Genomic DNA, 24,596 nt, shown 5'->3' on the forward strand with positions numbered 1-24,596 from the left:
GCAAGGGTAAATTTCAGAACTGAATCGCGGTAATTTAAGTTGCTAATAGTATCAAGATATTCAACGCTGTGCATCAGATGGGCGCGCGCGCATTGCTCGGAAGCTTGCTTGAGGGTCCCGTTCAGCCAATCCCTGCGTTGGCGAGGATCAATGTTTGCACAATGATTGGATAGCCCCATGGCCTTCTCATTTCGCTTCCTGTTAGCGCCCGTTGCATTAATCGCCCTTGCGACGACGGCAGTACACGCTCAAACCGCCGACACCATATACACCAATGCGCAGGTCTATACGGTCGACCCTGAACAAGAATGGGCCCAGGCGTTTGCGATTGAGGATGGACGTTTCATTGCTGTCGGTTCAGCAGAAGAAGTCGTTGCGCTGGCTGGGAGCGAGACTGAAACGATCGACCTTGCGGGTGCGATGGTATTGCCGGGCCTTTATGACATCCATGTTCATTTCCGCAATTGGTACGTTGCTGCGGCATTGTCTGACGAGGTGATCCTACTCCCGGGCGATGCCGACCCGGAAGCGGCAACGGAGTTGATTCGCGAATTTGTAGCTGCGCGCCCAGATCTCGAATACCTTTTTGGATCTGGATTGGCCAACGAGCTGTTTGATGGAGAACCGAACACTACTTGGCTTGATGAGGCAGTCTCTGATATTCCGGCCTATATTATCACTGCAACCGGGCACGAGGCAGTGCTGAATACACCGGCGATGATCGATAGCGGTATTGATGTCGATACACCGGACCCACGGAACGGGATCATTGTGCGGGATCCAGAAACAGGAGAAGCAACAGGCTACATGAAAGAGGCCGCGATGGGTCTTTACGCGATGCCATTTCTACGCGGGCTGGATATCGAAACCCACGTTGATGGCGCAAGGGACGTGCTACACTTGCTTGCCTCAATGGGTGTGACATCTGCCAGAAACATGCATAGCGAATTGATAAATGTGCAGGCGCTACATCGGCTTGCAACGACCGAGGGGCTTCCGATCAGGGTTAGTGTGGCGTGGACCTACGATTCTCCGACGCGGGCATATCAATCCGTGGAAGACCAACGTGCTGCAATCGACACGTTTCAAGACTTGATCGCGCCACGGCTGGACCCAACCTTTATTAAGGTCAATATCGATGGCATTCCGACTGAAACCGGAGCGATGCTGGAACCTTTCCTGACGAACGCCTCGAAAGCGGAACAGTCCCAATCTGACGCGGTTTCAAAGTATGATCCTCTTGCTTCTGGTCAGGGCGACTATGGGCTAATCTTTTTCACCGAAGAGGAACTTGTGGCCGACATTATCCGGTTTGAAGAACAAGGTATGAAAGGCATGGTTTTCCACACTGTGGGTGATCGCGGTGCTAGGCTTGTTCTGGACGCAATGGAAATCGCACGAAACCAACTGGGCGAGCTGAAAGGCCGCTACCAGCTTGCCCATTCGTTTTTCATATCGGAAGATGACATGCCAAGACTGGTAGAACTCGATCTGACACCGGAATTCTCGCCAGTACTATGGTTTTCGAACCCCCACAACGATGTCGTCAACCGCGTGGTTGGCCCGGAACGCGCGCAGAGGGTTTTCCCAATGCGCTCTGTGGCTGACGCAGGAGGACGGGTCGTTATCGCTTCTGATGGTCCGTTGTTCATGCAGACTCCATTGGCATCGATCGAGGCGGCCGTGACCCGTATCGATCCTGTGGCTGACACGAGTCCACCCGATCCTGCGGTGGGCCAAGCGATCACGCTGAAGCAGGCAATTGATGCCCGCACAATCAACTCTGCATACTTGGATTTTGCGGAAGAAGAGCTTGGCTCAATCGAAACCGGCAAGCTTGCCGATTTCATCGTGCTTGACCGCAACCTATTTGAAATTCCGATCTCGGAGGTCAGTGAGACGCAGATATTAAAGACGTTCGTCGAGGGCGAGATGGTTTTTGAGGCCAAATAACGTTTTGATCTGAGTTTATTTAACTCACTGGCAGCAAGGCTTCCGAAAGAGACGCATGGTCCAGGCTCTCTTGGGGGTTACAAGGCCATGCGCTTGTGAACGCACCGGGTTCAATTCGGCAAGGCCGAGCGCCTGTACAAGTGTTTGTTTCAAGGCACGCCTTCAACCATGTAATTCTCGCTTTCCGTGCTTCTTTTTCATTGGCAAACCTTGCGTCATTGGGCGCGATGGGCTCGAGGCACGTGTTTGGCAAACTTGAATAATTGGCTGTTAAGCAGACAAAAGCTGCCGTTGATCGTTCAGTACGATCGGTACTCAAAAAACTAGTCGGTGGGCATTCTGAGAAAGCCGCTATCGCACCTTCTTCACTTTCTGGGTTGTGCTTTTGATCACAACGAGTGTCTCATCTGCTTGTAATATGTTCGTTGGATCTTAGCCGTGTTCGAAGCGCCGACATACCTCGCGATAACATCGATTGCAGTCATTGGTACTGTTCACGTCTTCTGCGTGTCCTTTTTCCGCAGATTCCCGGCCCCGGCAAGCTGGCTATCTGATTTTTCATCAGGGATCGGACTTGGCTATGCTTTCCTTTTCTTGCTGCCAAAAATCGGTGAATTGTCAGCCGGTTTAGCTGCAACCGGGAAATGGGAACACTCGCTGTATGGTTACTCTCTGCTAGGATTTCTCGCTTACTACTTGTTGGAAGCCGGTCGCGAGATAGGGGTCGACAACAGGTTGTCTCTTGGCTTGGATACTGTGGCACTCGGAACCTATAACTGCTTGCTTGCCATTACAGTCATGCAAGCAACCGCAACTTCGCCTGAACTGTACGTCATAGGAACGTTGGCCTATTCGCTGCATTTATTTGGAGTGAATATTTATCTCTATAAAACCCACCCCGGGCATATGTCTGGATGGTTACGTACATATTTTGTCGCTTCACTTACGGTCGGCATATTAATCGGTCTCAACGCGGACAAAAGTAGCATGCTCTATTCAATCGCGACCGGGTTAACGGGGGGCGTGATTATAGCTCTATCTCTTCGGGTTAAACTGCCCGATCGTTCTTCAATGAATACAAAGGCTCTTTTGATTGGTGTGGTGTTCGCTGCGGTCGCAGTCGTTGTAACCCGGTACTGATCCGAGGACACTATTGGACTTTTCTTTATATTAATGCACCGGATGTTTCTCAGCCTTTTTTGAGAGGTATGGGCAAAGCATCGGATTGCTCTTCAGGCAGCACCCTCTACCAATTGGCTTTGAAAACACACTTAGAACTTCAGACGGATGATCGTGCGTTTGCCACAATTGTTATTTTCGTCCGGCCACAATCCGATCTAAGATTAACGCGCAGAACAAGATTGCCAAACCGGCCAGAATTCCTTGTCCCGCCGCTGCGTATTGCAGTGCCTCTAGCACGTCCTCGCCCAAACCCTTGGCACCGATCAGCGAGGCGACAACAACCATTGCCAGAGACATCAGGATAGTCTGGTTCACACCTGCCATGATGGTTTTGTGCGCCAAGGGCAGGTCTACCCGCCATAGCAGGTAACGAGGCGTTGCTCCAAAGGCCAAAGCGGCTTCCCGCACAGTTTCAGGGACTTGTTGCAGGCCAAGTACGGTAAAGCGGATTACCGGAGGGCTACCGAAAATCATGGTTGCAACTACGCCTGCAGGCTTTCCAGATCCAATAAAAGCCACCACCGGGATCAAGTAGACGAAGGAGGGCATTGACTGCATGAAATCTAGAATGGGCCGCACGATGGCAAAAGCACGTGGGCGACGGGCGCAATAGATACCCAATGGAATGCCCAGCGTGATCGAAATCAGCGCCGCGGCGCCCAACAGGGCGATTGTAGTCATCGCCTTTTCCCAAAAATCCAGCAGGCCTAGATAGGCCAGCGCGGCTCCGGTGAAGATCGCCACACGGGGACCAGCCGACAGGTAAGCCAGCATGATGATCACCAAAGCTACGACCGGCCAGGGGGTATCGACCAGCACAACCTCGATCCAGTCCAGCAGGGTGCGCATCCCATAGGTCAGCCCATCAAAGAAGCCGCGCCCGGCAGTCTTGGTCCACTCGAACACCGCTTGCACACCATCGCCTACGTTCAGACGCCAGTCCCGGTTGGTTGGGAAGGTCTTGAGCACAGCCACCGCGTCCGGTTGTGCAAATTTGATCATAGACAGGATCACCACCACAGCGGTCAACGCCGTCGCCACAATCAGCCGAGAGATAGACCAGCCGTGGGCTACACTTGGGTCTGAACGCCAGCGCGCGAATTGCCCTTCAAGCGTCCAGTTGGCCAGCGAAGCAGCTAGAAACTTGACTGCCAGCAGAAGGGCGATCCCAATGATCAGATACGTGACACCGGTAGAGTCCGCTGTGCGCGCGGCCTCCTGCGCGCCAGCCAGAGCTCCTTCAAGTGATTCCGCCGCGCGTTTCAACGACTCCAACGTGGTCGACCCGGATTGCTCCGCCGCTGCAATCTGCTGTCGGCGCAGCTCCAGTGTCTGCTCGATCTGTATCGCCCGCTCGCGGAACTCGCGCCCAAGATCACCAAACAAACCCAGACCGATCTGGATGTAGGCCAGCGTTTCCAGAACCAAAAACCCGAGAAACCACGACCACAGCCCGCGTGCACCAAACCAGATCGGCCCGAGGATTGCTGCAGCTGTGTTTAATGTAAAGCGATAGCCTGGGGCCTGCATCATATAGGCGAAGGTCTTCTGGTAATAGGCGTTCCCCTGACCGACAAAGTCTCCTATTAGCCCATTCAGGCGGTCGGCGGTTTCCGGTTGGATCTGTTGCGTGTCAACATGTTTCATATCGTTGCCCTTACGCCTGACTGTCCTGAATAGCGCGGATCAAACCCGCACGGTTAATAACACCTACCGTCTTGCCATCCTGCGTCACAGCTACGACTCCATGTCCGTCCACGCAGAGGTTCATCAGGTCGGACAGATCCATATCTGGGTGAGCCTCTTTGGCATCCTCCGGGAGTTCGCCGTGATGCGCCTCGAACTCATCGACCGGTTTCATGACCGCATGGGCGAAGATCATATTGAGTTTCGAAATTCCCGCCACAAAGTCGGCCACATAGTCGTCGGCGGGGTTGAGTATGATCTCTTCCGGCGTGCCGATCTGCACGATGCGCCCGTCCTTCATGATCGCGATGCGGTGGCCGATGCGGATTGCTTCATCCAGGTCGTGGGTGATAAACATCGTGGTTTTGTTCAGCTTGTGACTGAGGTCCATGAACTGATCCTGCAACTGCTTGCGGATTAGCGGGTCTAGGGCCGAGAACGGCTCATCCATCAAAAGGATTTCAGGGTCTGCAGCGATCGCACGGGCCAGTCCCACGCGTTGTTGCATACCGCCTGACAGCTCATGTGCGTATTTGTCTTCCCAACCGTTCAGCTCGACCAGCTCCAGCACCCGGTCCGCCTCTTCCCAGCGGCGTGCTTTTCCGGTTCCGCGAATTTCCAGCGGCATTGCTACATTGTCGCGGACTGTGCGGTGAGGCATCAAGCCAAAGTTCTGGAACACCATCGCAACGCGCCGGTTACGCAGATCGCGCAGACCTTCATCGTTCAGGCCCATCACATCCTCGCCATCCAGATAGATATGGCCGTCAGTGGGCTCCAGCAGACGGTTCACATGACGCACAAGGGTCGATTTACCCGAACCCGACAGGCCCATGACGCAGAACAGCTCGCCCCGTTCGATCTCAAAGCTGGCATCAGCCACGCCGACAACGCAGTTGAAGCGTTCCAGCACCTCAGCCTTGCTCAGGCCCTCGCTGTGGATAGCGTTCAAAGCCTCCTGCGAGCGTGTACCGAAAACTTTCCACACGCCTTTTGCGTCGATTGCTATTTCCGCTGTCATATTGGCCCCATTGGAATTGTGTTGGTTCGCGCCCCCGATAGTCAGGGGCGCATGGGCTTTAGTTGGTCGTCAGTCCCAGCCAACCGTCGACGATATCGCCGTTGGCGGCGATCCATTCGGCTACGACTTCATCCGTGTCACGGCCCTTGACTACAACTTCATAAGTCAGACCGCTTAGCTCTCCCGCATCCATGTCGATATTGGCAAGGAAAGAGGCCGCTGCCGGGTTGCGCTGTTCCAGCGATTTCGAATGCGCTACTGTCACGGTTTTGACCGGTTCACCCGTGCTGACATGGGATTTGTTATACCAATCGGCATCCTGATCGGGCTGAACCATCTTGTAGGTGGCCGCGTCGTGCTCGGGCTCTTCCAGAATGGTCACATCATATAAGGCGTGTACGTAGTGTGGCGCGTAGCAGTAGAAGGCCGCGCCTTTCTTCTGGTCGATCTGATCTTTCAGACGGGAATAGAACACGGTTTCGTCTTCGGTGGTCGGCGTCAGAAATGTCTCGATCCCATAATCCCGCACCCGCACCTTGAACGTGTTGGTCGAGGCCCAGCCCGAGGCACCAACCCAGACCTCACCCATGCCGTCGCCATCGGAGTCAAACAGCTCTTGCGCGACGGGTGTCGCCAGGTCGTAGATCGAACGGATGTTGTGATCTTCGACCATGTAGTTTGGCACGCAAATCCCAGCGCGGCCTTCGTAACTGCCTGAGGACAAACCTACGGTGCCTTTCTGATCGACATATTCATCCGTAAAGGACGACTGGTTCGGCAGCCAAACATCCGGGTGTACGTCGATGTCACCACGACCGCCATCCATGGCGGCAAAGATCACCGCGTTTGCTCCGGGGGCATAGCCAGCTTCTCCACCCAAGCGGGTCTCAATGATCTGGCCGATCACACGGCTCATTATTTTGGCACCGGGCCAGCTGGGCTCGCCCACCATAACCTTTTCTTGTGCCATCGCCGTTGTTGCGCCGAAAGCAAAGGTCAAGGTTGCAATAAGTTTCAGTTTTTTCATGTACTTTCTCCCGTTGCGTTGAGTTGCATGCGCCTTCAGGCGCGCGCCCGCTTACGTTGCGGGTCTATGAATGGAATATCCGAGACGGCGGCACGCAGGCGTTTCATCCGCCCGTCGAGTTGACCGATCTCAAGTTGAGTGCCGTTTTCCGCGTGTTCGATGGATAACCGTGCCATTGCGATTGCGTGTTCCAGCGTCGGTGATCGGGTGGCAGACGTTACCACACCTACTTGCCGTTCACCTGTATAGACGGGTGCACCGTGCGCTGGCACATCATCGCATCCGATTAAAAGTCCTTTGAGCGCCCGACGTGGCTCGCGCAGGTTGCGTTCCAGTGCGGCTTTTCCAGTGAATTCGGTTTTTGTCAGATCGACGGCGAAGCCAAGACCAGCCTCAAAGGCATCGACACCCGGCGCAAACTCGGCATTGGCCGCGGCCAGCCCCGCCTCTATCCGGATGACGTCCAGGGCGGCCGAGCCCATTGGCGTGATCCCAAACTCTTCCCCAGCCGCCATCACCGCATCCCAGATCGCAACGGCGTCGGATTTGGAACAGAAGACCTCATACCCCAACTCACCGGTATACCCCGAGCGTGACAGCATAAACGGCGCACCCTCGCGGTCACGTAGCCGCGCGACGGTGACGCCGAACCATTTCAGATGATCCAAGCCTGGCACATGTGGTTGCGTAAAGGCGATCTTGCGTAGCAGTTCGCGCGACTTTGGCCCTTGAATGGCCAGGTTGGGCATTGCTCCACGCAAGGCATGGATCCGCACTTGCAGTCCACGCGCATCGGCCAGTTCTTGCAACGCGCGCCCGCTTTCCTCGGTGCCGCAACACCAACGGAAGATTTCGGACGCTAGTCGGAACAGGGTGCCATCGTCGATCACCGAGCCGCTCTCGTCACACATCAATGTATAAGACCCGCGCCAGACCGGTAGCTTCGCCACATTGCGCGTGGTGGCCAATTGCATCAGAGCCTCGGCATCCGGGCCGACAATATCGAATTTGCGAAGCCCGCTCATGTCCTGAACAGTCACCGCCTCGCGACACGCCCAGTATTCACCCAACGTGCCGTGGGCAGGGTAACTGACGGGCGCCCATAGGTCGCGCGCAGGTGCGAAATGCTGGGTTAACGGGGCCAGACGGTCGTGAAAGGCCGACTCCTGACTGATCGACATGGGCGCGTCTTCCTTTTCACGATAGGCAACCGCACGGCGGATGGGCGTTTCGGGGCGGTAGATGCGTACATGCACATCGGTCGGGTTCCAGCCATTGATGGGATCAATGTCGTCCGGGCAGGCGGTCGAGACGCAAACCAGATCCTCAAGCGCGCGCATGGCGACATAGTCACCGGGACGCGAGTGGGATTCCTCGGTTAGAATGTGATGGTTCGTCGGGTCGATCCATGTATTCCAGAAGAAGTTGATTGCAGGCCACGCAGCCCGCTGTGAAACGCCGTAAGGGGCCAAGGCGTTTGACATATTATCCGAACAGTTCAGATGGCCGGGGAACCCTCGCTCTTCATACCCGCGAGCGGTACAGGCTAGCCCGAATGTGTCATGCCGACCGCAGGTATCCTGAACCACATTCAACAGCGGGCGCATCTCACGATCAAAGAATTTGTCCAGCAAGCCGGGGCCGGGATAGGCACGGCGCACCATCGACCGAGTGGCAGTTGAATCGATCATCCATTCCTGGCCACGATCCAGCCCATCAGTTCGCAGCGCCATGAAATCAGAACACTGCTGGCCTTCAATGTCGATGATTTGGACAAATTCTCCAGCCTTCAGTTCATAGGCCAGAGCGCTGCCGCGTTGCACGGTAAATTCGTCCCGTGTATCACCCAGCAAAGGTGGCAAAGGCGGCCCTTTGACCATTGCTGGTTTGTGCAAGACTGTGATGTTCCCGGTCGCACTGCCTTCAATCAACCCTGTGACCGCGGTTGTACGGATCACCCAGACAGTAACCGTGTGGTCTGCGCGGAGAATCAGCGGCTCGGGTATATGGTCCAGCCTGTGACAGGGAACCTGCCGACTGCCGCCATGCGCCGTAACCCAAGTCAGGAGCTGTGTACTATCAAAATCGTCCCATTTGACGTGCCCGGTTGCTGTCAAACTCAGCGCCGCCAGTCCCGACTTTCCATCATTGGTGAACGCCACAACATCCAGTGCTTGCTTTGGACCAACCCCTTCTATCGAAAGCAAATCACCGTGCTTTACGACCAGTCGAACAGCCTCACGTGGGGTAAGGATGTGCATGCGGGTGTCAGAAGCGTTCTGAAACCCAGGAAACAGGCGGCCAGGGCTGTCAAACCCCGAGTTGGTAAACGCGTGTAAGACGGATGACCACTGCATATCGCTGCTGAATTCCCAAAATGTAACTAGTTACAGAGGTTGATGAAACTAGTTACATATGTCAACTCTTTACTCAGAAATCCGCGAAATGGACACCAAATCCTACGATGCAAAAAGCCCCAGAGCCTAAAAAACGCGCAAATCTCAGAGATGTAGCAAAGGCTGCGGGGGTGTCTGTCGCGACGGTGTCGCGCGTGTTGAATGAACCGAGTGTGGTTAAGAAAGATACTCTGGAAAAAGTTCAAGCCACCATCGCTGACCTCAAATTTGTCCCAAGTGCGGCCGCACGCGCGATCAACTCCGGGCGCACTAGATTTGTCGGCGCATTGGTCCCAACTCTGGACAACGCGATCTTTGCCCGCTTTCTTGCGGCGCTAGAGCGCAAGCTGTCGGACCACCAATTGTCACTGATCGTAGCAACCACCGAGGCAAATCTGGATATCGAAGCCAAGAAAGCCAAAAGCCTGCTGGATATCGGAGCTGAGGGGCTGATTATCACCGGAGCCACACACAATGCCGCGCTGCTCGATCTGATCGAGCGCACTATGTTGCCAACAATCATTACGTCTTTCTTTGACCCCGAAAACCCGTTGCCGACCATCGGGTATGATAACGCAGCCGCGGCGCAACTTGCATTGCAGCACCTTGCAGATCTCGGACATCGGGACATTGCTGTCGTACATGGCCCGGTTCACGACAATGATCGCACACGAGCTCGCCTTGCAGGCATTACAACCTTTCCCTTCGCTGGAAATCTTTCAACCTTCGAAACCGAGATCAGCCATCAGGGCGGAGTAAACGTTGCAAAACACCTCGGCGGTCTAAACACCAAGCCAGATGCAATTTTATGCCTATCTGACGTCGTTGCGCTTGGGGTTTTGCTTGGTCTTCAAGCGCAAAACATCAGGGTCCCGGACCAGATTTCTATGATGGGCGTTGACGACCTTCCAATTTCGTCCGTGACCGTTCCGCCTCTGACAAGCGTGCATCTACCTGTTTCTAAGATGGGTGAACGAGCAGCAGACGCGCTAGCCGATTGGATCGCTTCTGATCAGGCACCTAAATCCGAAGAGCTCGCCACACGACTCGTTGTTCGGAGCTCTACAAAACGAATTTAGACGACCTGGACATCACGATTTGCGAAACGAACAACGCTATGGATGATGCCGAAGGCCAAGTGCGGGCTCTGATCGCCAGTCGGCGCAAACCACGGTGGATGTCAGCGAGAAGCGCGTTTGCTCATTAGTCGAGGCGCAGCGAATACCTGAGAAATTCTAAGAAGGGCGCTGACTAACCGGAAATGCCTTGACTTGCGAATGTTTATGTCTGCGCTCCTCTGAGGAAAAATAACATATAAAATCAGTAAGCTAATATCTATCAAATGGCGAAGCTGTGTGTCTCACCACACTCCTGTTGTTTAAAGTCAAACGAACCCGATCTAACCGTCATGGTTGGACCAGAAAAGCGGTGGACGTTCGTCATCAGAAGACGCCCCCAATGTTAGAAATTAGTTGAATTTGACATTTGCTTCATAAACTAACCCACCGCCCCCAGTTCATGCTCCGACGGACTGTTTGGTTTGATCTGACTTCCCTTTCGGAAAATCAGGGCTGATTTGTAGGTCAGGCAGCGAAGCTGTCTTGGGGACGAGGTAATGCTATTCGGCAATAGTGCTGCAGCCCGCAGACGCAAGCTGAGGACACGGTTTTATCCAATGGAGTTGCCTTAGAGGTCAGCCGCGCCTTTTGCGACGTTCGTAACCGTAATGATCGCGCGCTTCCTGCCACCGGACGAAACCCTTGAAGGCCTGAAAGCGTACAGTCCGCCTGAGCGAGGGCGCGACTTCCCGTTGTTCTCAGCGGCAGAGTGTTTTGTTGGCTATGCGATCAACCAAAGCTCGTTGTACAATGGCAAACCTCGGAGTGTGTGCTATTTCATCAAGTGTCGCGACCCACAGTGGAACATCAATTCCAGGATCCATCTCGCTCGATAGCTGAAGCCGAGGGTCCGCGTTCCCGATGAACAAAGGCAGAAACGCTCTGCCCACCCCAGATGCAGCCATCTGCTGAAGCACTAAGAAGCTATCTGCTCCGTTGGTCATTTCATCCGCACTGACATGATCGGCAAGCCATTTTGCTGGAAGAGAACGACTCAATGCCCCATCAAGCCGCAACCATTTTCGATTGGTGCCGCCGTCGTCGAAAACTCCAAATGACAGCGTACCTGCGCGTTCCCCAACAAGCCCTTCTTCAAGTTTTATGGAGGGTCTTACGGCGATGTCCGCAGTTAATCTCGATAAATCATGATGGCTGTTGCCGCTCAATAAAGTAAGCTCCAAGCCAGGGTACAACTGGGATATCTCTTTAAGTATTTGGGGCAAAACAAGCTGGCAAAGGCTGTCAGTTGACGCGATACGTACGTGACCTACCGGAGACCGGTTTGCTCCTACAAGCGCACGTTCGACCGATAGCACCGCATCTTCGACGCTTTCCATAGCCGACAGAACTGCTCTGGCCTCGGGCAGGGCGGAGTATCCCGAAGGGTTTTTCTGGAAAATCACACAGCTATTGCGCTCTTCGAATGCGGCCACCCTTCGCAACACGGTCGCATGCGTGACGCCCAGTGCCGCTGCCGCTGCATTGAGTGAGCCGTATTTGCTTACGGCGAGCGCGTACCGAATATCATCCCAGTTTTCGTTGTTCATAAATTAACAAGTGACGACCAATAACAAACAATTACAAGAAAAATCGTTCAAGTTAACATTCGGAGCATTAAACAGGGAGACACATCATGAAGAAGAAGTTCTCAGTATTCGCGGCAGGTCTTTTGTCATTGGCCGCCATTGGCACAGCCATCGCCCAAGAAAGTGAAAACCCGGCTGTGAAAGCTCGTACCTCAATCATGCAACTCTATGCCTTCAATCTTGGTTCACTTGGCGGAATGGCTAAGGGAGAGGTCGATTATGATGCCGAGGCCGCAACTCGGGCCGCGAATAATCTTGTTGTACTGACACAAATCGATCAATCCGCGATGTGGCCCCAGGGATCTGACAATGTGTCCGATCCGACCACCCGTGCATTGCCTGCGATCTGGGAGAACTTCCCTGACGTGGGTGCAAAAGGGCAGGCCATGGCAGACGCCGCTGTTGCGATGCAGGCTGCGGCAGGTCAAGATGTTGATGCCCTGAAAGCAGCGATGGGCGATCTGGGCGGAAGCTGTTCGGCATGTCACAAAGCATACAGAGCTCCAAAGAACTGATTGGGCACTAACGGTGCGGCGCTTTCTTTTCTTTGTCGCAATCGTCATTGTTTTGGTCGGGTTGGCCGGTTTGGTCCTGACCCGACCTCAACGAATGGAACAATCACGACTCGACGGTTTGAACCCAGATCTTGCCAGAGGTGAAATCGTGTTCCACGCGGCAGGATGCGCATCCTGTCATTCAGCGCCGGATGCGATCGGTGAAGACAAGCTAGCGCTCGCTGGTGGTCGCCGGTTTGAGACGGAATTCGGCACGTTCATTGCCCCCAACATTTCCAGTGACCCGGAAGCTGGTATCGGATCCTGGTCTGCCCTGGATCTGGCCAATGCCTTGATCCATGGAACCGGACCCGAAGGGCAGCACTATTTCCCAGCGTTTCCCTATACCTCTTACGCCAACATGTCGGCCGAAGACGTGGTTTCGCTACACGCATTCCTCGGCACGCTGCCAGCGGCCGCAACGGAAAGTGTTGCGCATGACGTAGGTTTTCCTTTCAGCGTTCGGCGCGGATTGGGGGGATGGAAGCTCTTGTTCATGTCATCAGGCTGGGTGGTTGAAGGTGATCTGACCGACCAACAAAAACATGGCAGGTATTTGGTCGAGGCGCTGGGTCATTGCGCTGAATGCCATACCCCGCGAAATGGTTTAGGGGGCCTGAAACGAGACCTTTGGCTGACGGGTGCACCAAATCCAAACGGGAAAGGTAGTATCCCCGGCTTAACCTCAGACCAGCTTGATTGGTCAGAGGCAGACATTGCCGAATACCTAAAATCTGGCTTTACACCAGACTATGACAGTGCGGGTGGTGAGATGGTGGACGTCATCGAGAACACCTCACGCCTGACGGATGAGGACCGTTTGGCGATTGCCGCCTACCTCAAGGCTGTTCCTGTTTCGTCGACCGGGCTTTCATACGAATAACAGTCGTTTGGCACCACGCACTGGCGACCAGATGCTGTCGCCGTTAGGATGCCGTAAGACCTATTCCCTTTTCGCCAAACACCTGTTTTACGTTTTGAACATCGGAGCTCACCAATCACCCGAGTTTCTGTTCATGATTGACTGAGGGTCGCGGTCAAATGACACAAAAAATCGCTCTTTGGTCTATCCCGATATCCATTGCGGTACTGGCCCTGAAACTGTTGGCTTGGTGGCTGACAGGCTCGGTGGCTTTGTTGTCAGACGCAATGGAATCAACCGTGAATGTTGTCGCGGCTTTGTTGGCGTATTTCGCAGTTCGGGTTGCCAATAAGCCCCCTGACCAAAACCACCCCTTTGGTCATAAAAAAGCTGAGTATCTTTCAGCCGTGGTTGAGGGCGCGCTGATTGTGTTGGCGGCGTTCTTGATCATCAGAGAAGCTGTACTGGCGCTCCCGAACCCGCATCTTGAGGATGCGCCGCTGCTTGGAATTGCCGTCAATATCGTTGCAACGGGTGTGAACGGTGCATGGGCCTACCACTTGCTTAGGACAGGTAGGCGCGAGGGATCGCCCGCCTTGGAAGCGAGCTCCCGCCACATTTTTACGGATGTTATGACTTCTGTTGGTGTCGTCGCAGGACTGATACTAGCGCTTGTCACCGGCTGGTTGATCCTTGACCCGATCCTGGCAATTCTTGTTGCGCTGAACATCTTGTGGGAGGGCTGGAAAGTTATTCGGGCATCCGTCGATGGCCTGATGGATGTGAGCCTGTCGGAACATGACTTGCAGACTGTTTCTAATGCAATCGAAGCAAACCTCGGCGCAGCCTTAGAGTATCATGACCTCAAAGGGCGCAGATCCGCGAATGTTATCTTCGTGGAGTTTCACCTTGTTGTGGACGGCACAATGCCAGTCAGCGCAGCGCACGATATATGTAACGACATAGAGGAAGAACTAGAGTGTCTGTACCCGGGTTCCGTCTTTGTCATTCACCTCGAACCTGATGACGAGTTGAAAGGCGACGGGGTTAATCCCCACTGAACTGCTCATTTGGTTCTGCAAAAAATCTATTGGTTTGACTGATCTGATTAAGACGTTCGGCTTGAAATTCGTCAGACATAAGCCCGATGTGGGAAAGTCGGACCGGTAGTAGCCTGTCTCCAATGTCACGAAGCGTGTCGATCAAAATTGGAGGCGAAAATGAAAATTCAAAGAAAGCTGGGTCAACTTCTAAGTACCGCGGCGTTGGCTTCGTTGATTGCCGCGACGCCTTATGTGCCAACCTTTGATAAGGATGGTCGCCTACTTTTTGAACCGTCATATGCCTTTGCCAAAAGCGGCAAAGGGAAAGACGGGGATGATCGTGACGATGACAGGGATGATGATCGCGACGACGATCGGGATGATAATTCGGGGTCGGGTAATAGCGGCCGTGGTGGCGACCGAGATGATGATCGTGATGACGATAGAGACGATGATCGAGACGACGACAGAGATGATGACCGGGACGACAATTCGGGATCAGGAAAAAGTGCTCGCGACGACGATGATGATGACGATAATGACGATGATGACTCCAAACGCTCCAATAAGGGCAGCGGAAAGAAGGATAAGTCTAATTCAGGGGGCAAATCGTCGGGTTCGGCTGGGATAACAAAGGTCGAAACGAACGCCAACGGCATTGAGGTGCGTTACTCGGACGGAACCAAGGAAGAGATCGAAAACGGGCGGTATGAGAGAAAGAATGCTCAGAACCGAACTGTTGAGGAGCGGGCCGCGACCGGCGCTGACGTTTCAAGGCTTCGGTCCTTGGCGAATGGTATCTCAATCGAAAATGTACGCTCATCTGGGCAAGGCGGCACTGCTGGAAGTCGACCCACGAAAATCGAACGCCAAGGCAACAATATCGAAGTGAATTATGCCAATGGTTGGAAAGAGGAGATTGAGTTTGGGCGTTACGAGTTGAAAGACCCGTACAACCGGACTGTTGTCGAAAGAAACGCAACGGCCTCTGATCGCCGCAGGTTACAGTCGGTTGCTAACTGAACAGCAACTTCAGTCGATAATCGTTGGCGGCTTCTCTTAGTGAGAGGTCGCCATAGTCGTCAAAGAGACCGCAGCTATTCTCCCTTGTTCCAAACATCATGTGCAATGAGCGCGGCCTCTACCCGATTTCGCGCATGAAGCTTGGACAGGACCGCGGTCATGTAGTGCTTCACGGTCTTTTCCTGGAGGTCTAACTCGTCAGCGATTTCACGATTACTCAGTCCTTTGGCCACACGTCTCAGTATTTCTTCCTCACGATGTGTAAGGTCATCTAGAATGCTGCTGTTAACAGACATGCCGGTGTCAGCGTTGATTTGAAGAAGTACCCGCGAGGCCAAGCCAGGAGAAACGAACCCTTCACCTGCGGCGATGCTGCGTAAAGAAGCGGTTAGTTCGCTTGCGGTTACTCCCTTCACAATGTACCCAATCGCACCCGCCTCCAAGGCGTCCGCGACATCGGCGCTGTTCTCTGAGACTGTCAAGATTGCAATGACAGGTGGATTTGCCATCGCCGCGATTTTACGTGTCGCGCTTATCCCGCCACCGGGCATCGAGAGGTCAAGAATAGCTATGTCCGGCTGATGCGTGCCGACCAGCGATACTGCCTCTTCAGCACTGGACCCAGCGGCTAAAACTTCGAAGCCATCGGCTTCATCCAACGTGCGCTGCAAACCATCCCTGAATATCGGGTGATCATCGGCTATTACGACAGATGTAGTCATGATGTGCCTAACTTTCTGGGAAATAGTGTCATAGCTATGGTGGTGCCTTCGCCCGGTCTCGATGCGACGTCGAACCTGCCACCAATACTCTCGACCCGATCTCGCAAGCCCATAAGCCCTTGGCCACCATCATCTCGCAACGCGGTTTCTTCTGACCTGTCAAATCCTGGTCCGTCGTCTGTGACCTTTACAACTATGCGGTCGTTCTGCGCCTCAGCGATAACAGTGCACTTGGAAGCTGGAGCATATCTCGCCGCATTGGAAAGCGTTTCCTGGAGGAACCGAAAAACGCACAGTTTGTCGGACAATGACAACTCCGGAGCCTGGCTACCCAGGAATGAAATATCCGGTCGCAACGGGCTGTGTTCGGCGTGATCCTCTACGGCTCTCTTCACAACATCGACGAGTGACAGGCTATCGATATCTGGCGCGGACAGCCCTCGCGAAATTGCACGAATTTCAGCCAGCGATTTTTGCAAAGACTGCTGAATTTCCACTGCCTCTTTAGGCCTTTCCGACTCTTTGGAAAACGCCGCCTCCAGTCTAAGGGCGGCGAGCGACAGGTATTGCGCAGGGCCATCATGTAGCTCAGCACCAAGATTCTTGAGGAAACGATCTGTTTGCGTGGTATATCTTTCTGACGCCTCGACCACACGCGACCGCAGCAGCGCATTCTGCTCAGCCATCTTCTCACTTTCTTTCAACCGCTGTTTAAGAAGAGACCCCTGTCGTCGAATTGTTTTGTCGCCAATTGCGACGATGGAATACAGAACAATAGTACTTGCCAGAAATGCGGAGCCGACGACCAACCAACTTGTTCGCCTGGCCTTGGCTAAGTCTAACTCAAGCTGGTCAGCTCTTTCGTAGAACTCCGCAACTGCGATGATTTCGCCGGACCAGAGTTCGCGAATTGGGCTGTAAACTTCCAGCAGTGGTATCCCCAATGCCGCCTCGGCGGCGCTCTCGGCATGATCAAGTTCTTCGAAAGAGCCGGAGATATCACCGTTCCACGCTCGCCTTAAATCATCCGTTGGATTGAAACGGTTTCCTATGATGTCTGTATCCGAGGCATGCGCAATCACACCGCCTTGCTTCCAGAATTTGTAGGAAACGATGCGGTCACGCATTGGCTGGGTCATGAATATCTCATCCAGCGCCAGGCTCGCCTGCTCAGAAAGGCGGTCGCCATGTGCCAATTCCTGGCTGAGCGGGGATACCACGCTTTCCATATACAGCGCTGCGGAGTTGGCGGAGTTTTGCACGACTGCGTTCTGAATTCGATTAGACACCCAGACCCCAACGATTGCGGTAGCAGTACCCATCACGAAGATACTGGCCGCAAGAAAGACTCGCGACAACGACCAATTGCCAATCGTCAGGTCAGTTACTTTCGCTCTCATCGTGAAATCGACTATGAACTACAATCTGTTACCGCACCACAGACCTTGGTCTGACCTGATCTGGCCAAATCTCAGACTCTGAGCTTCCGCCCTGTGTCCAGAGTCAGATATCATCCATCGTTCGCAGACTTTGCAGCATCGGGCAGTGAACGTTACCACTATCACAATTGGCGGTAAGCTCACTCAAGGCACGCTCCAGACGTCTGAGCTCATCAATCTTGCTTCGAACGCTGGCAATATGCGCCTCGGCCAATTCTTTCACTGACCAGCAGTCTTCGGCACTTCCTTCTGACAGCTCTAAAAGCGCCTTTGCGTCTGGGAGAGGAAATCCCAGGTCGCGGCACCTCTTCAAAAATCGAAGTCTTCCCACATCGCTTGCTGAAAAGAGGCGACGATTGTTCAGAGCTCGCACAAGTCTTGGTACGATACCTTCGCGTTCGTAGTAGCGGATGGTTTCTATGCCAACCCCGGATTGCCGGGAAGCCTCACCTATCGCAATCATGTGAAGTGCCTCCACTTGATCCTGTAGTTACTACAGGAATTATACGCTCTGAATACCGGTGCTTCAACACAATCAAATCGAGCATCTCGGGAGCAAAAGATGAAGAAATACGTGAACCTCAGCTACTTGGGATCGGTTTCAGCTCTGGGCGTCGCAACATGCTGTGTTCTTCCAATGGCCATGATGTTGTTAGGCTTGGGCGGCAGTTGGTTGGCAGTATTCGGAAAAATAGCGGCGGCAAGCTACTGTGTTCTCGCCGTCTCAACAGCGCTGGCCGCGGTTTCGTGGTTCTTAGCGCATCTAAACGGGGCGTTGGCAAATCTGAAATGGTGGCTTGTCGGAAGCACGGCGACTACCGCGTTGGCATGGGTCATCGTGTTCAATGAGGCTCAAATCAACGACTATCTAATCATGCAGATGTGAGACAATGACAAATCAAACTGTGGTGCTGGATAGCACTTTGACCTGCCCTCGGTGTGGGCACATTGAAACCGAAAGAATGCCAACCGACTCGTGCCAGTGGTTTTGTGAATGCAAATCATGCAAGGCAGTCTTGAAACCATTGGAAGGCGATTGCTGTGTTTTTTGTTCCTACGCAACTGTACCATGTCCGCCAATTCAGTTGGGGGATAGCTGCTGTAGTAAGGCCACTGCGGCTAAAGGTTTCGACCCCCAATGAAAATAAATGAGCTAGACCGATTTTTACCTTGGCTGCTTGGGAAAAGATTCAATCACTAAATCAGCTCATTTTTCACTTTTCAGATGCGACAAGTGTTCTTGCGGGGCTAGTGTAACGGCTCAACAAAGGTTTAAGAGGTCTTAGTCTTTCTAAAACTAAGAGTGTCAGAATTCGCCAGCACAACTTAGGTTTTTAGTTTCTACTTTGTTTCCTCAGTCCGCCCAACGAACCCTTTAAAAACTGCAAGGGTCTCTTCGCTTACATGATGCTCAATGCCTTCAGCGTCATGCTCTGCGACTTCCGGTGAAACGCCCAAGGCGATCAGGAACTCCACGACAATCCGGTGACGCCTTCTACAAGCTTCCGCCAATTGACGCCCGGCATCGGTCAGTTGAAGTGAGCGGTAGGGAATTTGTTCTATGAAACCTTCTCGTTTCAAACGGGCCAAATTCTTCGAAACCGTAGGTTGGGTTACGCCCAACCGCTCGGCTATTTCGACCGGGCGCGCCGTGCCATTCTGATGGATCAACTCCGCAATAAGTTCAACGTAGTCCTCAACCATTTCGCTTTGGTGCGCCTGTCGCACAGCCTCAAACCCGCTCGCCTGGGTATCAATACTACGATCTGAATCTTGCGGTGTCGTTTCAGTCATCGGCTCACGATTAGGTCGTTAATCCAGTCACTAGTGTATGCACCTGAAAGCCGAACTTGACAATGAGCATGCCTTCATCAATAAATTAGACAAGGCTAACTTTAATAGACAGTGCTATGAATTATCTGATAGCGTCCACACTTCTTTGTGCATTGCCAGTGATCGCGGATGCCACGGCGATTGAAGAATCTCCTTGGGCTCCGCGCGCTGCCGCGTATCGACTGACCTTGTTCATGGGAAATCTAACCCCGGTTCCCTGGGATGAAATTGAGAGGAGTTGGACCTCGCCCGCACCTGGCAGTGACATTCAGGTCGCTCCATTGTCACGCGTTTCCGACAAAGAGGCGCTTGCGATCAACCAAGCTATGGAAGCCGAAGATCTCCAGGCGCTGTTCGAAGCAAGCACAATTGCCATTGCTGAGGGAATTCTGCGCCATCTGGATGTCGCAAAGACCGCGCTGGGTCAGCCTGAGGCGGCCCGCGAGGTTGCACAAGCGGCAGCTCTGTTCCGCGCATTCGAAGATGGTATCAAGGCTGCGGATGCGTCGGCGGCTCGCGATCTGGGCCGGGCATGGCTGGTTCTGAACTCCACCCTTGGCAGCGCAGGAGTACTGGGCAATGGTGCACAAACGGTGGATGTCGACCAATTTGCGGAGGCTCAGGCCATTGTCGCTGCCTATATTCGTGCCAACTATCTGCCATCCGAGTATGCCCAACGCGACAAGTTAACACCGCTGCCTGAAACAGTTGTGCTTTCCGGCGAACAAATCACAATGCCCGCCACGCTGCCGCCAGGGTCGAACATCGGAGATCAGGCGCAGCTGCCGCGGCTGGTTCTTCAGTTTGAAGAGGCGGGTGAGGATGAAGCCAATCTACCGCTGGTGGCCTATGGCGATATGCTGTTCGATAGCCCTGAAATCTTCGGCGGCCCGGCGCGCGAGCTAGGCATCGCCTGCTCGACCTGCCACAACCGCTCCGACGTGAACCGGGATTTCTTCATTCCGGGCCTTTCATCCCATCCGGGTGGGATGGATGTGGACGGATCGTTCTTCAATCCAATGTTCAATGACCGGACCGATGATCACTTGGACACGCCTTCCATGCGTGGCATCCGCTTTACCGCACCTTATGGCCGCGACGGGCGCGAACCCAGCCTGCGCCGGTTCATCCGAAATGTGATTGTGACCGAATTCGCGGGAAAGGAGCCAACGCCGTTTCAACTGGATGCGCTGGAAGCCTATGTCAAACAGTTCGACTTTCTTCCCAACCCTAAGATCGATCGGTCCGGCAAGCTGACCGATCTGGCGTCAGACGCCGCCAAGCGCGGGGAGGTGCTGTTCAACTCAAAGTTTGCCGGACTTGGTGACAAATCCTGCGCTTCGTGTCACAGGCCTGACCGTCAGTTCCGCGATGGTCTGACCTACGACATCGGCAGCGCTGAACCACCATTCCCCGGCGGCACGGCTTCTGCGTTCGAAACCCCGACGCTGCGCAACGTCAATTTCACTGCACCTTACATGCATGACGGATCGCTGCCGACGCTGGCCAGCGTTGTTGACTGGTTCAATGATACCAAAAATTTGGGTTTGGACGAAGCACAGCGCGCAGATCTGACGGCCTACGTCGAAGCTGTTGGAGACGGTGAAGACCCCTATCAAGTATTCGAAGGTCGCAACAGCGTATTCCGCTTGTCCTGGGAGGAGCTGACGACATTCGCCAGCACGCTCGATACCCTGCTGCCGATGCAGGATGCCGAAAACATAGCGGTTCTGATCGACACGGTAGCTCCTGATCTGGCCGCGGATGCCAGTGTCATGGTCAATCAGAACGCCAAGCCCGAAATCTACGAATTCGCCGCGATCCTGCGAGCGGTTGGCGATGCCAGCGCCGAAGGAAACTGGACCGAAGCCATCCGCCAGTGGGAACTGTTCAAGTCCATGCAGGCCGAAATTGACGAGAGGATGTTCTGATGTTGTCGCGCCGCAATTTTCTGGTCGCTGCAGCCGCATCTGCAGCCCTGCCCGTAATGGCTGCAACTGATCAGGGGCTGAAGCTGGCCTTCATCCCGCAGGAGAACCCCGAAAAGCTATTGGGTGACATCAACGTCATCACCGGCTGGCTTTCAGAGCAGATGGGCGTCCCGGTCACGGGGTTTGTCACGTTCGACCACGCTGCTGCCGTTGAGGCGCTGCGCAACGGTGATGCCGATATCTCGTTCATGGGAGCGTTGCCCTTTGTGTTGGCCGAAGACCAGATCGGCGCCGTACCGCTTTTGTCCGAGGTATATCGCGGGCAACCCAGCTATTCGGGCCGGGTCTTCGTTCGGCGTGACAGCGGAATCGAAACGTTGGCCGATCTCCGGGGACGTGACATTGCCTTTTCCGATCCGGTCTCGGAATCCGGTTACATCTATCCGCTTGATCTGTTTGTGCGCGCCGGGCTGTTCTCGGGCACGGGCGATGCCGACAGCTTTTTCGGGCAGAAATTCTTTGCTGGCGGATATCAGCAAGCGATGCAGGCCATGGCCAACGGACTGGTCGATGCGGCAGGCGCGAGCCAGTATGCAGATCTCTATCTGACCCCGGATCAGCAGGCCGAGGTCAAGGTGCTGGCGGAATCAGAACAAATTCCCAGCCACGCAATCATTGCCCGCCCTGATCTGGACGCCGGGCTGCAGGCAAAGTTCATTGAAACCATGCTGCGCCTCAACGAGAGTGAGAACCGTCATCTGTTGGCCTACCTCTATGGCCCAGACGGCTATCTTCCTGCTGACCCGTCGGTTTACGAAGGCGTGCGCGAGACTGCGCGGCGGTATGGGTTTCTGAAATGAACCCTATAGTTTCACTCAACGCGGTATCGCAGCACTTTGCCAGTGCGGCAGCTCTTTCAGATGTTTCGCTGTCGGTGCAGCCTGGTGAAAGCGTCGCGCTACTCGGTCCTTCGGGTGCGGGCAAATCAACGTTGCTGGCGTTGTTGGATGGTCGTTCGAGCGGTTGGCAGGGCGAGGCCCAGGTGCTGGGCAAGTCACTTTTGGCAACAGGAATTCCATCCCGCGAGGACCGTGCCAATACTGGCTTTGTCTTCCAGGAATTCGCATTGGTTGATCGGCAGAGTGTTTATCAGAATGTGATGAACGGTCGGATGGGCCGGATGACTATCTGGTCCTCACTTTGGGGTCGGTTTCGGGAAGAGGACCACATGTGCGTGACACGAGCGCTTCAGGATACGGGGCTGTCAGACCTGGCAAGCCGCCGTGCCGATCAGTTGTCGGGTGGACAACGGCAGCGCGTTGCGATTGCCAGATGTCTGGCACAAGAACCCGAGTTGATCCTTGCGGATGAGCCCGTCAGCAATTTGGACCCTGCTCACGCCGAACGCATTCTGAGCTTGATCACCAGCTCTGCACGTAGTCGCGAAATCGGCGTCATTTTCAGCTCGCATCAGCCCGACCTGTCACGCCGCTTTGCTGAGAGCATCATAGGCCTGCGAGACGGCGTGGTATTGTTCGACAAACCGTCGGCTCAGTTGACCAGCGGGGACATCGACGAGCTGTATCACGGCGCCAGTGTAACATCGGGACTGCGTGTAGTCAGTTGATGTGCCGATCTGTCATTTGGATCATGCTGGTACTGGCGATCCTGTGGTCGCTGACCAGCGGGGATATGGGATTGGGCAAGCTGCCAGGCGCAGGGCCCCGTCTGGCAGAGTTTTTGGGGCGTATGATCCCACCTGACCTGTCCGTTTGGCGCGAGGTTCTGACCGGGCTGGCGGAGACACTGAGGATCGCCATTCTGGGAACATTGTTCGCCGTGATCCTGTCGGCGGGACTGGCCGTTTTGGCCTCTGAAACTATGGTACCACCAGCAATCTGGCGCCCCGTCCGCGCCCTGCTGGCGGTTATCCGGTCGATCCCGCTGATCCTGGTCGCTATGCTAATGGTGGGCGCTGTAGGGTTGGGTCCACTTCCCGGTATTCTGGCAATCACATTTCACGCGACCGGCATGTTGGCAAAGTTCTATGCAGAAGCCATCGACAATGTTGCCACCGCTCCTGTGGCGGCGCTTGAAAGCGCAGGGGCCAACAGAATTCAACAGTTGCGTTGGGCAATCTGGCCGCAGATGGCGCCTGTGATCGTGCGCGATACCGTATTTCGGTTTGAGCTAAATCTGCGCGAAAGCCTGATACTGGGCATTGTCGGTGCCGGTGGCATCGGGTTGTATGTACAAACCTACGTACGGTCGTTTCAGTATGAAAAGGCTGCGACCGTGACGTTGGCAATCATCGTTTTGGTTTTATTGTCAGAGGCACTGAATACGGCCTTGCAAAAGCGCTTCAGTTGAAGCTCCGCTATGCATTTCCGTGTGTATGCGTGGCGGCCATTCGAGCCTTCAGCTTCCCATTGCGGAAGGAACGTACGCGCGCGTTCATCCAGTGACGGAATATGAAGCGATAGAGCCAACCACGAATGCTCCCGAAACTTTGCGCATGGTCAGCATAGAACGCATCCGGAGTATCAAAAACGCCAAAATCCTGCACGATGCCGGTTTTCTGAATGTACGTGTCACGACCTTCCCATTCGACCTGAGGGTTGCTCAAACAACCGGTGCCCGCCCCGTAACCGCACAGGCTTTCTGTTTCTGCAAAGTTACGCTGCAACGCCTCCAGGTATGGCTGATCCAGAATAAATCCCTCGAGGTTGACCCAACGATCGCCTACTTCAACTTCGACCCACGAATGCAAGATTTCTTCTGGCGCCAGCGGATAAATCAATTCGGGGACCACACCTCTCTGCAACTCTTTGTGGATCATAAAGCCATGCAAACGGCATCGAATACCGCTGCCGCGAAACAGTGCCATCAAAAGCGTGCCCTTGGTATTGCATTGCCCAAAGCCGTTAGCGAGCACCTCTGAAGCCGGGATATCGTCAGCACGGTTGTAACCAAAGGCAATCTCGTTACGCACGAAATCATAAATAGCGCCAATTCGATCCGAGACAGGCAGATCGGGCCAGCGCCGTTCCGTTATGAGTCCCAAAATTGCGGGTGTTTCAAAATCAAGCAGAGGTGTGGCGGTTAACAACGGGTCTAGGTTCAGCATTTGGTCTCTCGTCGAATCAACTCAGAAAGACTTGTAATTGCTACAGTGACTGTAGCTTCAAGAGGCTATTTCCAGTTCGCAACAACGCTGCCC

23 protein-coding genes are annotated in these 24,596 nt (G+C 54.2%); 13 read left to right on the forward strand and 10 right to left on the reverse strand.

Going from position 1 to position 24,596, the window contains the following annotated elements; translation table 11 throughout:
- Positions 1 to 177 precede the first annotated feature (177 nt).
- Together ACR0DE_RS04725 and ACR0DE_RS04730 are read left to right on the forward strand one after the other, a co-directional pair.
- Positions 178 to 1,953: an amidohydrolase gene (locus ACR0DE_RS04725; protein WP_170565392.1), complete on the forward strand. Its 1,776-nt coding sequence runs from the start codon at positions 178 to 180 to the stop codon at positions 1,951 to 1,953.
- A 438-nt stretch (positions 1,954 to 2,391) separates the two neighbouring features.
- Positions 2,392 to 3,093, forward strand: coding sequence for a hypothetical protein (locus ACR0DE_RS04730; RefSeq protein ID WP_170392770.1), 702 nt, complete (start codon positions 2,392 to 2,394; stop codon positions 3,091 to 3,093).
- A gap of 171 nt (positions 3,094 to 3,264) precedes the next feature.
- Here ACR0DE_RS04730 and ACR0DE_RS04735 read toward each other — a convergent pair whose 3' ends face one another.
- From ACR0DE_RS04735 to ACR0DE_RS04750, 4 genes are read right to left on the reverse strand one after another with little or no spacing between them, the layout of a single operon-like run.
- Entirely contained in the window at positions 3,265 to 4,782 is a 1,518-nt protein-coding gene (locus ACR0DE_RS04735) for an ABC transporter permease (protein ID WP_170392769.1), read from the reverse strand.
- A gap of 10 nt (positions 4,783 to 4,792) precedes the next feature.
- Entirely contained in the window at positions 4,793 to 5,842 is a 1,050-nt protein-coding gene (locus ACR0DE_RS04740; RefSeq protein ID WP_170392768.1) for a quaternary amine ABC transporter ATP-binding protein, read from the reverse strand.
- 58 nt (positions 5,843 to 5,900) lie between these two features.
- Positions 5,901 to 6,869 carry an ABC transporter substrate-binding protein gene (locus ACR0DE_RS04745; RefSeq protein ID WP_170392767.1) on the reverse strand — a complete coding sequence of 323 codons (969 nt, stop codon included), beginning with the start codon at positions 6,867 to 6,869 and terminating at the stop codon, positions 5,901 to 5,903.
- A 35-nt stretch (positions 6,870 to 6,904) separates the two neighbouring features.
- The gene (locus tag ACR0DE_RS04750) at positions 6,905 to 9,130 is read right to left on the reverse strand and encodes a DUF1989 domain-containing protein (RefSeq protein ID WP_480752113.1); all 2,226 of its coding nucleotides are present in this window, start codon (positions 9,128 to 9,130) and stop codon (positions 6,905 to 6,907) included.
- 203 nt (positions 9,131 to 9,333) lie between these two features.
- Between ACR0DE_RS04750 and ACR0DE_RS04755 the strand changes: the two genes are divergently transcribed.
- On the forward strand, positions 9,334 to 10,344 hold the full coding sequence (locus tag ACR0DE_RS04755) for a LacI family DNA-binding transcriptional regulator (RefSeq protein WP_480615671.1): 1,011 nt from the start codon (positions 9,334 to 9,336) through the stop codon (positions 10,342 to 10,344).
- 737 nt (positions 10,345 to 11,081) lie between these two features.
- Here the strand turns inward: ACR0DE_RS04755 and ACR0DE_RS04760 are convergent.
- Positions 11,082 to 11,930 (reverse strand): LysR family transcriptional regulator, encoded by an 849-nt coding sequence (locus ACR0DE_RS04760; RefSeq protein WP_480615669.1) that lies wholly within the window; start codon positions 11,928 to 11,930, stop codon positions 11,082 to 11,084.
- Between the two features lie 86 nt (positions 11,931 to 12,016).
- On the opposite strand from ACR0DE_RS04760, the gene ACR0DE_RS04765 reads away from it, so the two are divergent.
- The 4 genes from ACR0DE_RS04765 to ACR0DE_RS04780 all read left to right on the forward strand — a co-directional run bounded on the left by ACR0DE_RS04765 (position 12,017) and on the right by ACR0DE_RS04780 (position 15,451).
- Positions 12,017 to 12,484 (forward strand): c-type cytochrome, encoded by a 468-nt coding sequence (locus ACR0DE_RS04765; RefSeq protein ID WP_480752117.1) that lies wholly within the window; start codon positions 12,017 to 12,019, stop codon positions 12,482 to 12,484.
- Positions 12,485 to 12,497: 13 nt separating this feature from the next.
- Positions 12,498 to 13,406, forward strand: coding sequence for a cytochrome c (locus ACR0DE_RS04770; protein ID WP_480752120.1), 909 nt, complete (start codon positions 12,498 to 12,500; stop codon positions 13,404 to 13,406).
- A 158-nt stretch (positions 13,407 to 13,564) separates the two neighbouring features.
- Positions 13,565 to 14,446, forward strand: a complete 882-nt coding sequence (locus ACR0DE_RS04775; protein WP_480752122.1) for a cation diffusion facilitator family transporter — start codon at positions 13,565 to 13,567, stop codon at positions 14,444 to 14,446.
- Between the two features lie 159 nt (positions 14,447 to 14,605).
- Positions 14,606 to 15,451 carry a hypothetical protein gene (locus tag ACR0DE_RS04780; RefSeq protein ID WP_480752125.1) on the forward strand — a complete coding sequence of 282 codons (846 nt, stop codon included), beginning with the start codon at positions 14,606 to 14,608 and terminating at the stop codon, positions 15,449 to 15,451.
- Positions 15,452 to 15,525: 74 nt separating this feature from the next.
- On the opposite strand, the gene ACR0DE_RS04785 is transcribed toward ACR0DE_RS04780, so the two are convergent.
- The 3 genes from ACR0DE_RS04785 to ACR0DE_RS04795 all read right to left on the reverse strand — a co-directional run bounded on the left by ACR0DE_RS04785 (position 15,526) and on the right by ACR0DE_RS04795 (position 18,075).
- Positions 15,526 to 16,173 carry a response regulator gene (locus tag ACR0DE_RS04785; RefSeq protein WP_480752128.1) on the reverse strand — a complete coding sequence of 216 codons (648 nt, stop codon included), beginning with the start codon at positions 16,171 to 16,173 and terminating at the stop codon, positions 15,526 to 15,528.
- A complete protein-coding gene (locus ACR0DE_RS04790; RefSeq protein ID WP_170392760.1) occupies positions 16,170 to 17,573 on the reverse strand; it encodes a sensor histidine kinase in 1,404 nt (467 codons plus the stop codon). The genes ACR0DE_RS04785 and ACR0DE_RS04790 overlap by 4 nt, the downstream gene beginning before the upstream one ends.
- Positions 17,574 to 17,676: 103 nt before the next feature.
- On the reverse strand, positions 17,677 to 18,075 hold the full coding sequence (locus ACR0DE_RS04795) for a MerR family DNA-binding protein (RefSeq protein ID WP_480752130.1): 399 nt from the start codon (positions 18,073 to 18,075) through the stop codon (positions 17,677 to 17,679).
- 99 nt (positions 18,076 to 18,174) lie between these two features.
- Here ACR0DE_RS04795 and ACR0DE_RS04800 point away from each other — a divergent pair, with 99 nt between their 5' ends.
- A complete protein-coding gene (locus tag ACR0DE_RS04800) occupies positions 18,175 to 18,498 on the forward strand; it encodes a hypothetical protein (RefSeq protein ID WP_170776185.1) in 324 nt (107 codons plus the stop codon).
- Between the two features lie 4 nt (positions 18,499 to 18,502).
- A complete protein-coding gene (locus ACR0DE_RS04805; protein ID WP_480752134.1) occupies positions 18,503 to 18,754 on the forward strand; it encodes a GDCCVxC domain-containing (seleno)protein in 252 nt (83 codons plus the stop codon).
- Positions 18,755 to 18,953: 199 nt separating this feature from the next.
- On the opposite strand, the gene mntR is transcribed toward ACR0DE_RS04805, so the two are convergent.
- On the reverse strand, positions 18,954 to 19,406 hold the full coding sequence (mntR, locus tag ACR0DE_RS04810; protein ID WP_480734789.1) for a manganese-binding transcriptional regulator MntR: 453 nt from the start codon (positions 19,404 to 19,406) through the stop codon (positions 18,954 to 18,956).
- Between the two features lie 116 nt (positions 19,407 to 19,522).
- Between mntR and ACR0DE_RS04815 the strand changes: the two genes are divergently transcribed.
- The 4 genes from ACR0DE_RS04815 to phnE are packed head-to-tail and all read left to right on the forward strand — an operon-like array spanning position 19,523 to position 23,746.
- On the forward strand, positions 19,523 to 21,376 hold the full coding sequence (locus ACR0DE_RS04815; RefSeq protein WP_480752136.1) for a cytochrome c peroxidase: 1,854 nt from the start codon (positions 19,523 to 19,525) through the stop codon (positions 21,374 to 21,376).
- Positions 21,376 to 22,236, forward strand: a complete 861-nt coding sequence (locus ACR0DE_RS04820; protein ID WP_480567559.1) for a phosphate/phosphite/phosphonate ABC transporter substrate-binding protein — start codon at positions 21,376 to 21,378, stop codon at positions 22,234 to 22,236. The genes ACR0DE_RS04815 and ACR0DE_RS04820 overlap by 1 nt, the downstream gene beginning before the upstream one ends.
- Positions 22,233 to 23,003: a phosphonate ABC transporter ATP-binding protein gene (locus ACR0DE_RS04825; protein ID WP_480752139.1), complete on the forward strand. Its 771-nt coding sequence runs from the start codon at positions 22,233 to 22,235 to the stop codon at positions 23,001 to 23,003. Before ACR0DE_RS04820 ends, ACR0DE_RS04825 begins: the two co-directional genes overlap by 4 nt.
- Positions 23,003 to 23,746, forward strand: a complete 744-nt coding sequence (gene phnE / locus ACR0DE_RS04830; RefSeq protein ID WP_480752142.1) for a phosphonate ABC transporter, permease protein PhnE — start codon at positions 23,003 to 23,005, stop codon at positions 23,744 to 23,746. Before ACR0DE_RS04825 ends, phnE begins: the two co-directional genes overlap by 1 nt.
- 7 nt (positions 23,747 to 23,753) lie before the next feature.
- Here phnE and ACR0DE_RS04835 read toward each other — a convergent pair whose 3' ends face one another.
- Positions 23,754 to 24,503: a transglutaminase-like domain-containing protein gene (locus ACR0DE_RS04835; protein WP_480752147.1), complete on the reverse strand. Its 750-nt coding sequence runs from the start codon at positions 24,501 to 24,503 to the stop codon at positions 23,754 to 23,756.
- Between the last annotated feature and the right edge of the window lie 93 nt (positions 24,504 to 24,596).

It is taken from the genome of Ruegeria sp. C10 (assembly GCF_056537805.1).